The sequence below is a fragment of the Phytohabitans sp. LJ34 genome (genome assembly GCF_052068095.1).
Classification (GTDB): Bacteria; Actinomycetota; Actinomycetes; order Mycobacteriales; family Micromonosporaceae; genus Phytohabitans.
The window spans coordinates 1-14,274 of sequence record NZ_JBQHDG010000053.1 but is presented as its reverse complement, the minus strand read 5'-3'; the positions used below and the strand labels follow the sequence as shown (position 1 = coordinate 14,274).

The following is a 14,274-nucleotide window of genomic DNA, read 5'->3' as shown; positions in this document are numbered from 1 at the left end:
GTACATCGCCCGCGAGCTCTACCAAATCATCACAACAAACGACCCTGACCCCGCCGCTTGACAACCATAGGAGCATCGTCGCGGTAGCTCAAATAAAGCGGAAAGGCACGTGGTTCGGTGCGAACCACGTGCCTTTCGGGCCGTGCGGTGGCGGGCGGGCGCCGGGGAGGAGGCGCCGCGCCGCCGGTGAGGCCGGACCTCAGGAGGCGAAGAACGCCCGCGGGTCGGCCACCAGCACCCCGGCCTCGGTCAGGCGCTCGATGAGGCCGGAGGGCGAGATGTCGTACACGATCGCCAGCGCGCGGAGGTCGTCGGCGCGGATGGAGAGGACGCGGCCGTTGTAGTCGCCGCGCTGCTGTTGGATCGCGCGCGCGTACCGGGCGACGTAGGCGAGCTCGTCGGACACCTCGTCGTACAGCCGCTCCAGGTCGAGCACGATCTTGTTGGTGGGCTCGTGCCGGACGCCGCTGCCGTCGGGCAGCAGCTCCGAGACGGGCACGCGGTAGAAGTCCGCCAGCTCGGCGAGGCGGGACACGGTGACCGCGCGGTCGCCGCGCTCGTACGAGCCGACCACGACGGCCTTCCAGCGCCCGTTCGACTTCTCCTCCACCCCTTGCAGGGACAGGCCCTGCTGCTGGCGGATGGAGCGCAGGCGGGCGCCCAAGGACTTGGCGTACTCAGAGGGCATTCCGACACTCCCAGTGCTCTGCCCGGGGTTCTCCCCAGCTGTTCGCTACGGAGCGTGACGGTACGGGGATTGAGACACAGCGTCAAGTGCCCCTAAACGCATTCCCGCGCGATAAAAGCATACTTGTCCGCTTTCGCACCAGTACTGATTCGTAGCTCAGGAGGTGTTGCGAGGGGTTCGCAAGGTCCACTGGTAACGTTGCGTGCGGCCACCGGCCGGCCCGCGACCCGCGGGACGCGCCGGACATCGACACCCTTTAAGGCCCGTCCCGTGAGGCGGGGAAGGAGTGACCGCCAGTGGCGTTACCGCAGGCTGCCCTCGCGAAGTCCATCCTGAGTGCCGACGACGTCAAGCGGATCGTCGACCGCATCGCCCACCAGATCCTGGAGAAGACCCAGGGGGCGGCGGACACCGTTCTCTTCGGCATCCCGACGCGGGGCGTGCCGCTCGCCCGCCGCCTCGCCGACCGCATCCGCACCTTCGAGGGCATCGACGTGCCCGTGGGTGTGTTGGACATCACGCTTTACCGTGACGATCTCCGAAGCCAGGCCACCCGCGCGATCGGGCCGACCGAGGTGCCACCGGCCGGCGTGGACGGTCGGCGGGTGATCCTCGTCGACGACGTGCTCTTCTCCGGCCGCACCGTGCGGGCCGCCCTCGACGCGCTCAGCGACATCGGCCGCCCGCGCTCGGTGCAGCTGGCGGTGCTCGTCGACCGCGGCCACCGCGAGCTGCCGATCCGCGCCGACTACGTCGGCAAGAACATCCCCACGGCGCTCAGCGAGAGCGTCAAGGTCGCCCTCGACGAGATCGACGGCGCGGACGAGGTCAAGCTCTACGGGGGTAACCACTCATGAAGCACCTGCTCTCCGCCGCGGACCTGGACGCGGCGACGGCGACGCTGGTCCTCGACACGGCGGCCGAGATGTCCACGGTCGCCGGCCGCGAGGTGAAGAAGCTGCCCACGCTGCGCGGCCGCACGGTCGTCAACCTCTTCTACGAAGACTCGACCCGTACTCGAATCTCCTTCGAGGCGGCCGCCAAGCGCCTCTCCGCCGACGTCATCAACTTCTCGGCCAAGGGGTCGAGCGTGTCCAAGGGGGAGAGCCTCAAGGACACCGCCCTCACGCTCCAGGCCATGGGCGCCGACGCGGTGGTGATCCGCCACCCCGCCTCGGGCGCGCCGCACCGGCTGGCCACCTGGGTGGAGGGCTCGGTGCTCAACGCCGGCGACGGCACCCACGAGCACCCGACGCAGGCGCTGCTCGACGCGTACACGATGCGCTCCCGCCTCGGCCGCCTCGCCGGGCTGAGCGTCGCGATCGTGGGCGACGTGCTGCACAGCCGGGTGGCCCGCTCCAACGTGCACCTGCTCGCCACGCTCGGGGCAAAGGTCACGCTGGTCGGCCCGCCCACGCTGATCCCACCGGACCTGCGCACCGAGGTCTCGTACGACCTCGACGCCGTGCTGCCCGACGCCGACGTGGTGATGATGCTGCGCGTGCAGAGGGAGCGCATGAACGCCTCCTACTTCCCGAGCGAACGCGAGTACGCCCGCCGTTACGGGCTGGACGGGCCGCGCATGCGCCGGCTGCCCGAGCACGCGATCGTCATGCACCCCGGCCCGATGAACCGGGGCATGGAGATCGCACCCGAGGTGGCCGACTCGACCCGATCCACCATCGTCGAACAGGTCGCCAACGGGGTCTCCGTGCGGATGGCCGTCCTCTACCTGCTGCTCGGAGGCAAGTCGTGAGCTTTCTCGTCAAAGGCGTTTCCATCCTCGGCCGGGGGAAGACCGACCTTCTGATCCGCGACGGCGTGATCGCCGAAGGCGGGGCGAAGAACGCCCAGGTGATCGACGCCGACGGCCTCGTCGCGCTGCCCGGCCTCGTCGATCTGCACACCCACCTCCGGGAACCGGGACGCGAGGACGCCGAGACGGTGGAGACCGGCTCGCGGGCGGCGGCCCTCGGCGGCTACACGGCGGTCTGCGCGATGGCCAACACCTCGCCGGTGGCCGACACGGCCGGCGTCGTCGAGCAGGTCTACCGGCTGGGCCGCGAGGCCGGGCTCGTCGACGTGCAGCCGATCGGCGCGGTGACGGTGGGGCTGGCCGGCGAACGGCTGGCCGAGCTCGGCGCGATGGCCACGTCGGCGGCGCAGGTGCGCATCTTCTCCGACGACGGCCACTGCGTCGCCGACCCGCGGCTGATGCGGCGGGCGCTGGAGTACGTGAAGGCGTTCGACGGCGTGATCGCCCAGCACGCCGAGGAGCCGCGGCTGACCGAGGGCGCGCAGATGCACGAGGGCGAGGTCGCCACCCGCCTCGGGCTGACCGGCTGGCCGGCGGTCGCGGAGGAGGCGATCATCGCCCGCGACGTGCTGCTCGCCGAGCACGTGGGCAGCCGCCTGCACGTCTGCCACGTCTCCACGGCCGGCAGCGTCGAGGTGCTGCGCCACGCGAAGGCCAGGGGCGTGAAGGTAACGGCGGAGGTCACGCCGCACCACCTGCTGCTCACCGACGAGCGGGCGACGAGCTACGACCCGGTCTTCAAGGTGAACCCGCCGCTGCGTACCAAGGCCGACGTGGAGGCGCTGCGCGAGGCCCTGCGTGAAGGGGTCATCGACGTCGTCGCCACCGACCACGCGCCGCACGCGGTGGAAGACAAGGAATGCGAGTGGGCGTACGCCCGGCCGGGCATGCTCGGCCTGGAGACCGCGCTCTCGATCGTGCTCGACGTCCTGGGCGACGACTGGGACATGATCGCCGAGCGGATGTCCCGTACGCCGGCGCGGATCGCCGGGCTGGCCGACCACGGCCACGACCTGGCGCCCGGGGTGAAGGCAAACCTCACGCTCGTCGACCCGGCCGCGCGCCGCGTCGTCGACCCGGGGGAGTCGGCCAGCCGCAGCCGCAACACGCCGTACGCGGGCATGACGCTGCCCGGCCGGGTGGTCGCGACGTTCCTGCGCGGCGAGGCAACGGTGCTCGACGGAAAGGCTGTCTTGTGATCCGTGCGAGGAATGAGCTTCGACGGCCTGGACGTCGCCGCGGGCCTGGGCATGCGAGTCCCGCAGTCCGGATCGGAGGTAGGCAATGAGGAAGCCCGCCATCCTGGTGCTCGAAGACGGGCGTGTGTTCCACGGCGAGGCGTACGGCGCGGAGGGGGAGACCTTCGGCGAGGCGGTCTTCACCACCGGCATGACCGGCTACCAGGAGACGCTGACCGACCCGTCTTACCACCGGCAGGTCGTCGTGCAGACCGCCCCGCACATCGGCAACACCGGCGTCAACGGTGAAGACGACGAGTCGGGCCGGATCTGGGTCGCCGGCTACGTCGTGCGCGACCCGGCCCGGATCGGTTCCAACTGGCGCGCCACCGGCGGCCTGGAGGAGCGGCTCGCCGCCGAGGGCGTGGTGGGCATCAGCGGGGTCGACACCCGCGCGCTCACCCGCCACCTGCGCGAGCGGGGCGCGATGCGGGTCGGTGTGTCCACTGAGGAGACCGACCCGATCGCCCTGCGCGAGCGGGTGCTCGCCGCGCCCGAGATGGTCGGCGCCGACCTGTCGGCCGAGGTGACCACCCCGGAGATGTACACAGTGGAAGCCGACGGCGAGCACCGGTTCACGGTGGCCGCCCTCGACCTGGGCATCAAGCGCAACGTGCCGCGGCGGCTGGCCGCCCGCGGCGTCACCACCCACGTGCTGCCCGCGACGTCCACGGTGGACGATCTGCTCGGGCTCGGCGCGGACGCGGTCTTCTTCTCGCCCGGCCCGGGCGACCCGGCGACCGCCGACCACCCGGTGGCGCTGGCCCGCGAGGTGATGCGGCGGCGGGTGCCGCTGTTCGGCATCTGCTTCGGCAGCCAGATCCTGGGGCGGGCGCTGGGCTTCGGTACCTACAAGCTGCGCTACGGCCACCGCGGCATCAACCAGCCGGTGCTCGACCGCACGACCGGCAAGGTCGAGGTGACCTCGCACAACCACGGCTTCGCGGTCGAGGCCCCACACGGCGAGGTCGTCGAGACAGACTTCGGCCGGGTGGAGGTCTCGCACATCTGCCTCAACGACAACGTGGTCGAAGGGCTGCGGGCGCTCGACGTGCCCGCCTTCACCGTCCAGTACCACCCGGAGGCGGCCGCGGGCACGCACGACGCGGACTACCTCTTCGACCGGTTCGTGGAGTTGACCGACGATGCCTAAACGGACCGACATCCAGCACGTGCTCGTGATCGGCTCGGGGCCGATCGTGATCGGGCAGGCGTGCGAGTTCGACTACTCCGGCACCCAGGCGTGCCGGGTGCTGCGCGCCGAGGGGCTGCGGGTCAGCCTGGTCAACTCCAACCCGGCGACCATCATGACCGACCCGGAGTTCGCCGACGCCACGTACGTCGAGCCGATCACGCCGGAGTTCGTCGAGCTGGTCATCGCCCGGGAGAAGCCCGACGCGCTGCTGCCCACGCTCGGCGGCCAGACCGCGCTCAACACCGCGGTCGCGCTGCACGAGTCGGGCGTGCTCGACAAGTACGGCGTCGAGCTGATCGGCGCCCGCATCGACGCGATCCGCCGGGGCGAGGACCGCCAGCTGTTCAAGGAGATCGTCGCCAAGGCCGGCGGTGAGACGCCGCGCAGCCGCGTGTGCCGGTCGATGGACGAGGTGCGCGAGACCGTCGCCGAGCTCGGGCTCCCGGTGGTCATCCGGCCCTCGTTCACGATGGGCGGTCTCGGGTCCGGCATGGCGCACACTCCCGAAGACCTGGAGCGGATCGCGGGCGCGGGCCTGGCCGCCTCCCCGGTGCACGAGGTGCTGATCGAGGAGAGCGTACTCGGCTGGAAGGAGTACGAGCTGGAGCTGATGCGCGACCGCAAGGACAACGTGGTCGTGGTCTGCTCGATCGAAAACGTCGACCCGATGGGCGTGCACACCGGCGACAGCGTCACCGTCGCGCCGGCCATGACGCTGACCGACCGGGAGTACCAGCGGATGCGCGACCTCGGCATCGCGGTGCTCCGCGAGGTCGGGGTGGACACCGGCGGGTGCAATATCCAGTTCGCGGTGCACCCGGGCGACGGGCGGCTCGTGGTCATCGAGATGAACCCCCGGGTCTCCCGCTCGTCCGCGCTCGCCTCCAAGGCCACCGGCTTCCCGATCGCCAAGATCGCCGCGAAGCTGGCCATCGGGTACACATTGGACGAGATTCCCAACGACGTCACCCAGGAGACGCCGGCCGCATTCGAGCCCGCGCTCGACTACGTGGTGGTGAAGATCCCGCGCTTCGCGTTCGAGAAGTTTCCCGGCGCCGACCCCGAGCTGACCACCACGATGAAGTCGGTCGGCGAGGCGATGTCGCTGGGCCGCAACTTCACCGAGGCGCTCAACAAGGCGATGCGCTCCCTGGAGTCCAAGGCGGTGGGCTTCTGGACCGCGCCGGACCCGGACTCGTCGCTGGAGTCCACTTTGGAGGCGCTCCGCACCCCGCACGACGGGCGGCTCTACACCGTCGAGCGGGCGCTGCGGCTCGGCGCGACGGTGGAGCAGGTCGCGTCGGCGACGGGCGGCATGGATCCGTGGTTCCTGGACCAGATCGCCTCGCTCGTCGAGCTGCGCGCGGAGATCGTCGCCGCGCCGGTGCTCGACGAAGCGCTGTTGCGGCGGGCGAAGCGCGCCGGACTCTCCGACTGGCAGATCGCCGCGCTGCGCCCCGAGTTCGCCGGCGAAGACGGCATCCGCACGCTCCGCCACCGGCTGGGCCTGCGCCCGGTGTACAAGACGGTGGACACGTGCGCGGCCGAGTTCGCCGCGAAGACGCCGTACCACTACTCCTCCTACGACGAGGAGACCGAGGTCGCCCCCTCTGACCGGCCCAAGGTGCTGATCCTCGGCTCCGGGCCGAACAGGATCGGGCAGGGCATCGAGTTCGACTACTCGTGCGTGCACGCGGTGATGGCGCTCCGGGCGGCGGGCTACGAGACCGTGATGGTCAACTGCAACCCGGAGACCGTCTCCACCGACTACGACACCGCCGACCGGCTGTACTTCGAGCCGCTCACCTTCGAAGACGTGCTGGAGGTGTGGCACGCCGAGCACTCGTCCGGCACCGCCGCGGGCGGGCCCGGCGTCGTCGGTGTGGTCGTGCAGCTCGGCGGCCAGACTCCGCTCGGCCTCGCGCAGCGGCTCAAGAACGCGGGCGTGCCGATCGTCGGCACCACGCCCGAGTCCATCCACCTCGCCGAGCACCGGGGCGCGTTCGGCGCGGTGCTGGCCAAGGCCGGGCTGCGGGCACCCGCGCACGGCACGGCCACCTCGTTCGAGGAGGCCCGCGCGATCGCGGACGACATCGGGTACCCGGTGCTGGTCCGCCCGTCCTACGTGCTCGGCGGGCGCGGCATGGAGATCGTGTACGACGAGCCGACCCTCCGCGACTACATCGGCCGGGCCACCGAGATCTCGCCGGACCACCCGGTGCTCGTCGACCGCTTCCTCGACGACGCGATCGAGATCGACGTCGACGCGCTCTGCGACGCCACCGGCGAGGTGTACATCGGCGGCGTGATGGAGCACATCGAGGAGGCCGGCATCCACTCCGGCGACTCCTCGTGCGTGCTGCCGCCGATCACGCTCGCCGGCTCGCACCTGACCCAGGTGCGCCGGTACACCGAGGAGATCGCCCGGGGCGTGGGCGTGCGCGGCCTGCTCAACGTGCAGTACGCGCTCAAGGACGACGCCCTCTACGTGCTGGAGGCCAACCCGCGCGCGTCGCGCACCGTGCCGTTCGTGTCGAAGGCGACCGCGGTGCCGCTGGCGAAGGCGGCGAGCCGCATCATGCTCGGCGCCACCATCGCCGACCTACGCGCCTCCGGCCTGCTGCCGGCCACCGGCGACGGCGGGGCGCTGCCGGACGGGGCGCCGATCGCGGTCAAGGAGGCGGTGCTGCCGTTCAAGCGGTTCCGCACGCCGGCCGGCAAGGGCGTCGACAACCTGCTCGGCCCGGAGATGAAGTCGACCGGCGAGGTGATGGGCATCGACGCCGGCTTCGGGCAGGCGTTCGCGAAGTCGCAGGCGGGCGCCTACGGCTCGCTGCCCACCGCCGGCCGCATCCTGGTCACGGTCGCCAACCGGGACAAGCGGGCGATGGTCTTCCCGGTCAAGCGCCTCGCCGACCTCGGCTTCGAGATCGTGGCGACGGCGGGCACGGGCGAGGTGCTGCGTCGGTACGGCATCGCGGTGTCGGTGGTGCCGAAGCACTTCGAGGTGTCGCTCGGCGACGCCGTCTCGCTCATCGCCGCCGGCGAGGTCGCGCTGGTCATCAACACACCCCAAGGATCAGGAGCCAGTGCCAGATCCGACGGGTACGAGATCCGGAGCGCCGCGGTCACCGCGGACATCCCGTGCATCACGACGGTGCCGGGGGTGACCGCCGCGGTGATGGGCATCGAGGCGCTGATCCGGGGCGACATGTCGGTACGCCCGCTCCAGGAGCTGCACGAGGCCCTGCGGGCCGAGTCGTGATCTACTCCCTCGCCCGGCCGGCCCTGTTCCGGATCGGGGGCGGTGACGCGGAGGCGGCGCACGAGTGGACGCTGCGCCGCCTGTCCCGCCTCTCCCCGCGGGTGCTGGCGGTGCTGCGCCGCCGGTACGCGGTGGCCGCGCCGGTGCGGGTCTTCGGCGTCGACTTCCCCAACCCCGTGGGCCTCGCCGCCGGCATGGACAAAAACGGACTCGCGCTGCCCGCGTGGCCCGCGCTCGGCTTCGGCTTCGTCGAGGTGGGGACGGTCACCGCGTACGGGCAGCCGGGCAACCCCCGCCCCCGCCTCTTCCGCCTCCGGGAGAGCCAGGCCGTGATCAACAGGATGGGCTTCAACAACGAGGGCGCGGCGTCGCTGGCCGCGCGCCTGATGGAGACCGGCCCGCTGCCGGTGCCGCTGGGCGTCTCGCTGGGCAAGTCGAAGGCGACCCCGCTGGGTGAGGCGGTGGCCGACTACCACGCCTCGTACGACCTGCTGCGCGACCACGCGTCCTACGTGGCCGTCAACGTCTCCTCGCCGAACACGCCCGGCCTGCGCGCGCTCCAGGACCGCGAACACGTCGACGCGCTGCTGGAGGCTCTGGTCGGCGGGCCGCCGGTGCTCGTGAAGATCGCCCCGGACCTGACCGAGCCGGCGATCGCCGAGCTGCTCCAGGTGTGCATGGACCGGGGCGCGGCCGGCGTGATCGCGACCAACACGACGCTGTCCCGTGCGGGTGTGGCGGCTGCCGACACCGCCCTGGCCGCGGAGGCGGGCGGCCTGTCCGGGCGGCCGCTCACCGCACGGGCCCGCGAGGTCGTCGAGTTCGTCTGCCGGGAGACCGGGGGAGCGCTGCCGGTGATCGGCGTCGGCGGCATCCTCGACCCGGACGACGCGACCCGCCTCTTCGACGCGGGCGCGAGTCTCGTGCAGCTCTACACGGGTTTCATCTACCGGGGCCCGGCCCTGGTGCGGTCGATCGCCCGCGCCGCCCGGTCGAGGCCGACGCGGGCGGTTGGCGTGCCATAGGGGAGGCGTTTGGATGAGGCCGGACGAGATCGTGGCGTTGGACCGGGCGCACGTGTGGCACCCGTACGGGCCGATGCCGGGCACCACCGATCCGTACGTCGTGGAGAGCGCCGACGGCGTGCTCCTGCGGCTGGCGGACGGGCGGGAGCTGGTCGACGGGATGTCGTCGTGGTGGGCGGCGATCCACGGGTACCGGCATCCGGTGCTGGACGCGGCCGTGGTCGGGCAGCTCGGGCGGATGAGCCACGTGATGTTCGGCGGGCTGACCCACGAGCCCGCCGTGGCGCTCGCCCGCACGCTCGTCGAGGTGACGCCGGAGGGGCTGGAGCACGTCTTCCTCTGCGACTCCGGCTCGGTGAGCGTCGAGGTCGCGGTCAAGATGGCGCTCCAGTACCAGCGCTCCCGCGGGCGTCCGCACAAGCACCGGCTGGCCACGTGGCGGGGCGGGTACCACGGTGACACCTTCCATCCGATGAGCGTCTGCGACCCGGTGGGCGGCATGCACCAGCTCTGGACGGACGTGCTGCCCCGCCAGGTGTTCGCACCGGCGCCGCCGGACGGGTTCGACGCGCCGCCGGACGAGGGCTACCTCCAGACACTCAAGGCGGCGCTGGAGGCGCACGCCGAGGAGCTGGCGGCGGTGATCGTCGAGCCGGTCGTGCAGGGGGCCGGCGGCATGCGCTTCCACAGCCCGGCGTACGTGCGCGCGCTGCGCGAGCTGACCCGGGAGTACGACGTCCTGCTGATCCTCGACGAGATCGCCACCGGCTTCGGCCGTTCCGGGGCGTTCTTCGCCGCCGACCACGCCGGGGTCACGCCCGACATCATGTGCGTGGGCAAGGCCCTGACCGGCGGCTACCTGAGCCTGGCCGCGACCCTGTGCACGGCGGACGTGGCCGCCGGGATCTCGGCCGGCGCGGTGCCGGTGCTGGCGCACGGGCCGACGTTCATGGGCAACCCGCTCGCCTGCGCGGTCGCGAGCGCCTCCATCGGCCTCCTGCGCGACGGTGACTGGGCGGGGGAGGTGTCACGGATCGAGACGGCCCTCCGGGCCGGCCTGGCGCCTCTGGAGGGCGCTCCCGGGGTGCTGGACGTGCGGGTGCTGGGTGCGATCGGCGTGGTGCAACTGGACCGGCCGGTCGACATGGCGGCCGCGACGGCCGCGGCGGTGGGCGCCGGCGTGTGGCTGCGCCCGTTCCGCGACCTGATCTACACGATGCCGCCGTACGTGGCGGACGATCTTGACGTAGCGCGAATCACCCGGGCGGTCGCGGTGGCCGCCCGCGCGGCCTGAGCAGGAGGATGCCGACAAATGGAGACTTTCGGGGCGCGGCTGCACCGGGCGATGGCGGAACGGGGGCCGCTGTGCGTGGGCGTGGATCCGCACCCGTCGCTCCTCGCGGCGTGGGGGCTGCGGGACGACCCGGACGGCCTGGCGACCTTCTGTGGAACGGTCGTGGAAGCGATCGGCGACCGCTGCGCGATTGTGAAGCCGCAGTCCGCATTCTTCGAGAGGCATGGATCGCGAGGAATCGCCAGCCTTGAGTCAACTATCCGACAGTTCAAAGATGCCGGGGCGCTCGTTCTCCTGGACGTCAAGCGGGGAGATATCGGTTCCACGGTCCGCGCGTACGCCGACGCGTACCTGGATCCATCCAGTCCTCTGTATGTCGATGCGATCACCGCGAGTCCCTACCTGGGAGTAGGTTCGCTCGCCCCGATGTTCGAGACGGCGGCCGCGCACGGCGGCGGCGTCTTCGTGCTCGCGCTGACGTCCAACCCGGAAGGACCGTACGTGCAACACGCGGTCGCGGCGGACGGCCGGACCGTCGCGCAGGCCGTCATCGATGAGATTTCCCAGCTCAACAGGGGTGCGGAGCCGCTGGGCAGCTTCGGATTGGTGGTCGGGGCGACCGTAGGCGTGACAGGCCACGACCTCTCCGGGGTGGGCGGGCCCATGCTCGCGCCGGGTCTCGGCGCTCAGGGCGGGACACCGGATGATCTTCGTCGGGTCTTTTCCGGGAACGTTTCGGCAGTGCTCCCGTCGTACTCTCGGGAGGTGCTCAAACACGGTCCGGACACCGCGGCCCTGCGTGCGGCCGTGGAGCGTGTGCAGGCCGACTGCCGGGTGGTGCTGAGCGGCGCCGCAGGGTGATGCCGCGGTCACGATTGCGTGATCATGGCGCGCCGACGTTGCCGAAAACGTCGCTGCCCGCTAGTTTTCCCGGCGCCGGGAATCACATGCCCCTTTGGTTCCGGGCCACACCATGTTTCACAGATGCGGCGGTGGTTCGCCGCCGCGATAGGGACCTGAGGAGAACTGGTGCCGCTCCCGTCACTGAGCCCCGAACAGCGCGCAGCAGCGCTGGAGAAGGCTGCGGAGATCCGCAAGGCCCGCGCTGAGCTGAAGGAGCAGCTCAAGCAGGGCAAGACCACCCTCGCCGCCGTGCTCGAACGTGCCGAGACCGACGACGTCGTAGGCAAACTCAAGGTCTCGGCCGTGCTTCAGGCGCTCCCGGGCATCGGCAAGATTCGAGCGACCCAGATCATGGAGAAGCTCAAGATTGCCGACAGCCGGCGCCTGCGCGGACTCGGAGAGCAGCAGCGTAAGGCGCTGCTTGGGGAGTTCGCTTCAAACTGATCCGCCGCACCGTGTAGAAACAAGCAGTGAGCATGGAAGACGACGCGCGCCCGGAAGCGGCTCGCCTCACCGTCCTGTCCGGCCCCTCCGGAGTCGGGAAGGACAGCGTGATCGAGCTGATCCGGGCGCGCTCGCCGTGGGTGTGGCTGTCCGTGTCGGCCACGACCCGGAAGATGCGTGACTACGAAGTCGACGGAGTGCATTACTTCTTCGTCGACCGGACCGAGTTCGAGCGGATGATCGCCACCGGCCAGTTCCTGGAGTGGGCCGAGTTCGCCGGCAACCTGTACGGCACGCCCCGCGGTCCGGTCGAGGACCGGCTGCACCAGGGCGAGCCGGTCCTGCTGAAGATCGACTTGCAGGGCGCCCGCCAGGTGCGGGAGGCGATGCCGGACGCGCGGCTGGTGTTCCTCGCCCCGCCGAGCGTCGAAGAGCTCAAGCGGCGCCTCATCGGCCGGGGCACCGACGACGAGGAGACCATCCGCCGCCGCCTGGCCCACGCCGACGAGGAGCTGGCCGCCGAGCGCGAGTTCGACGTGACGGTGGTCAACGACTATGTCGAGCGTGCCGCCGACGAGTTGGTAAGCTTGCTCGGTTCATCATTTCTCGCCCCGGCGCGGCCGGGATCAAACACCTGACTAGAAGGATCCACGTGGGCTCCGTCGCCAATCCTGAAGGCATCACCAACCCGCCGATCGACGAGCTGCTCGAGAAGACCACCTCGAAGTACGCGCTGGTCATCTTCGCCGCCAAGCGTGCCCGCCAGGTCAACGCGTACTACAGCCAGCTCGGCGAGGGCCTGCTGGAGTACGTCGGACCCCTGGTGGAAACCACTCCGCAGGAAAAGCCGCTCTCCATCGCGATGCGCGAGATCAACGCCGGCCTGCTGACGGCCGAGCCCACCGACAACCCGTAACCCGGTGGCCGCGGTCGTCCTCGGTGTAGGCGGCGGCATCGCCGCCTACAAAGCCTGCGAGCTGCTGCGGCTCCTCACCGAGTCCGGTCACGCGGTCCGCGTGGTGCCGACCGCGTCGGCCCTGCGCTTCGTCGGCGCGCCCACCTGGGCGGCCCTGTCCGGTCAGCCCGTCGCCGACGACGTGTGGTCCCAGGTGCACGAGGTGCCGCACGTGCGGATCGGCCAGAGCGCCGACCTGGTGGTCGTCGCGCCCGCCACCGCCGACCTGCTCGCCAAGGCCGCACACGGGCTCGCCGACGACCTGCTCACCAACACGCTGCTCACCGCGCGCTGCCCGGTGGTGTTCGCGCCGGCCATGCACACCGAGATGTGGGAGCACCCCGCCACCGTCGCCAACGTGGCCACGCTCCGCGCCCGTGGCGCGATCGTGATCGAGCCGGCGGTGGGCCGCCTCACCGGTGCCGACTCCGGCAAGGGCCGTCTGCCCGACCCCGCCGAGATCTTCGCGATCTGCCGCCGCGTCCTGGCCCGAGGCGACCTTCCGGCCGCCGACCTGGCCGGCCGCCATGTGGTCGTGACCGCCGGCGGCACCCGCGAGCCGCTCGACCCGGTGCGCTTCCTGGGCAACCGCTCCTCCGGCAAGCAGGGGTACGCGTTCGCCCGCGCCGCCGCCGCGCGGGGCGCCCGGGTCACGCTCGTCAGCGCCAACGTGACGCTCGCCGACCCGGCCGGCGTCGACCTCGTGCGGGTCGGCTCGACCGAGGAGCTGCGCAAGGCCACCGTCGAGGCGGCCGCGAGCGCCGACGTGGTGGTGATGGCCGCCGCGCCCGCCGACTTCCGCCCGGCGGCGTACTCACCCTCGAAGATCAAAAAGGTCGACGGCGGTGGCGCGCCGGTGATCGAGCTGGTCACCAACCCCGACATCGCGGCCGAGCTGGGCGAGCGCAAACGTCCTGGTCAGGTGCTCGTCGCGTTCGCGGCGGAGACCGGTGACGGCGACGACGCGGTCGACAACGCCCGCGCCAAGCTGGCCCGCAAGCGCGCCGACCTGATCGTGCTCAACAGGGTCGGCGTCGACCGCGTGTTCGGCGCCGACGCCAACACCGCGGTCGTGTTCGGGGCCGATGGTTCGACCACCGAGCTGGCCGAACAGCCGAAGGACGAGCTGGCCGACGCCGTGCTCGACCTGGTCGTACCCCACTTAACCCACCTGTCATAAGGGGTAGTCAGGCTGTTGGCCTAGGTTAAGGCTCTAGCGGCGATGGCTAGACTGCCGCGAAACATGAAGACACCAACGTGAGGAGCACCGTGGCACGCCGCCTGTTCACCTCCGAGTCGGTCACGGAGGGCCACCCGGACAAGATCGCTGACCAGATCAGTGACGGCATTCTCGACGCGTTGCTCGCCCAGGACCCGCGTAGCCGGGTCGCGGTCGAGACGCTGATCACGACCGGTCAGGTGCATGTGGCCGGTGAGGTCACCACCAAGGC

The 14,274-nt window shown here is 71.1% G+C and carries 14 protein-coding genes; 13 read left to right on the top strand and 1 reads right to left on the bottom strand.

What is annotated here, in order from left to right:
- Window positions 1-199: 199 nt before the first annotated feature.
- Window positions 200-688, bottom strand: coding sequence for a transcriptional regulator BldD (gene bldD, locus ACTMTJ_RS45215; RefSeq protein ID WP_173053573.1), 489 nt, complete (start codon window positions 686-688; stop codon window positions 200-202).
- 296 nt (window positions 689-984) lie between these two features.
- Between bldD and pyrR the strand changes: the two genes are divergently transcribed.
- The 13 genes from pyrR to ACTMTJ_RS45150 form a co-directional block, all read left to right on the top strand.
- Window positions 985-1,545 carry a bifunctional pyr operon transcriptional regulator/uracil phosphoribosyltransferase PyrR gene (gene pyrR, locus ACTMTJ_RS45210; RefSeq protein ID WP_441225288.1) on the top strand — a complete coding sequence of 187 codons (561 nt, stop codon included), beginning with the start codon at window positions 985-987 and terminating at the stop codon, window positions 1,543-1,545.
- The gene (locus ACTMTJ_RS45205; RefSeq protein WP_441225287.1) at window positions 1,542-2,444 is read left to right on the top strand and encodes an aspartate carbamoyltransferase catalytic subunit; all 903 of its coding nucleotides are present in this window, start codon (window positions 1,542-1,544) and stop codon (window positions 2,442-2,444) included. Before pyrR ends, ACTMTJ_RS45205 begins: the two co-directional genes overlap by 4 nt.
- Window positions 2,441-3,703, top strand: coding sequence for a dihydroorotase (locus ACTMTJ_RS45200; protein ID WP_441225286.1), 1,263 nt, complete (start codon window positions 2,441-2,443; stop codon window positions 3,701-3,703). The genes ACTMTJ_RS45205 and ACTMTJ_RS45200 overlap by 4 nt, the downstream gene beginning before the upstream one ends.
- Window positions 3,704-3,788: 85 nt before the next feature.
- Window positions 3,789-4,895, top strand: coding sequence for a glutamine-hydrolyzing carbamoyl-phosphate synthase small subunit (gene carA / locus ACTMTJ_RS45195; protein WP_441225284.1), 1,107 nt, complete (start codon window positions 3,789-3,791; stop codon window positions 4,893-4,895).
- Complete coding sequence (gene carB / locus ACTMTJ_RS45190) at window positions 4,888-8,202, top strand: carbamoyl-phosphate synthase large subunit (protein WP_441225282.1); 3,315 nt, start codon at window positions 4,888-4,890, stop codon at window positions 8,200-8,202. The genes carA and carB overlap by 8 nt, the downstream gene beginning before the upstream one ends.
- Entirely contained in the window at window positions 8,199-9,227 is a 1,029-nt protein-coding gene (locus ACTMTJ_RS45185; protein WP_441225281.1) for a quinone-dependent dihydroorotate dehydrogenase, read from the top strand. Before carB ends, ACTMTJ_RS45185 begins: the two co-directional genes overlap by 4 nt.
- A gap of 13 nt (window positions 9,228-9,240) precedes the next feature.
- The gene (locus ACTMTJ_RS45180; protein WP_441225280.1) at window positions 9,241-10,521 is read left to right on the top strand and encodes an adenosylmethionine--8-amino-7-oxononanoate transaminase; all 1,281 of its coding nucleotides are present in this window, start codon (window positions 9,241-9,243) and stop codon (window positions 10,519-10,521) included.
- Window positions 10,522-10,539: 18 nt separating this feature from the next.
- Complete coding sequence (gene pyrF, locus ACTMTJ_RS45175) at window positions 10,540-11,382, top strand: orotidine-5'-phosphate decarboxylase (RefSeq protein WP_441225278.1); 843 nt, start codon at window positions 10,540-10,542, stop codon at window positions 11,380-11,382.
- A 168-nt stretch (window positions 11,383-11,550) separates the two neighbouring features.
- Window positions 11,551-11,868: an integration host factor, actinobacterial type gene (mihF, locus tag ACTMTJ_RS45170; RefSeq protein WP_173053557.1), complete on the top strand. Its 318-nt coding sequence runs from the start codon at window positions 11,551-11,553 to the stop codon at window positions 11,866-11,868.
- A gap of 32 nt (window positions 11,869-11,900) precedes the next feature.
- Window positions 11,901-12,506 (top strand): guanylate kinase, encoded by a 606-nt coding sequence (gene gmk, locus ACTMTJ_RS45165; RefSeq protein ID WP_441225275.1) that lies wholly within the window; start codon window positions 11,901-11,903, stop codon window positions 12,504-12,506.
- Window positions 12,507-12,520: 14 nt separating this feature from the next.
- Window positions 12,521-12,784, top strand: coding sequence for a DNA-directed RNA polymerase subunit omega (rpoZ, locus tag ACTMTJ_RS45160; protein WP_173053553.1), 264 nt, complete (start codon window positions 12,521-12,523; stop codon window positions 12,782-12,784).
- A 4-nt stretch (window positions 12,785-12,788) separates the two neighbouring features.
- Window positions 12,789-14,003, top strand: coding sequence for a bifunctional phosphopantothenoylcysteine decarboxylase/phosphopantothenate--cysteine ligase CoaBC (coaBC, locus tag ACTMTJ_RS45155; protein ID WP_441225274.1), 1,215 nt, complete (start codon window positions 12,789-12,791; stop codon window positions 14,001-14,003).
- Window positions 14,004-14,092: 89 nt separating this feature from the next.
- The coding region (locus ACTMTJ_RS45150) for an S-adenosylmethionine synthetase N-terminal domain-containing protein (protein ID WP_441223715.1) at window positions 14,093-14,274 on the top strand (182 nt) is incomplete at its 3' end.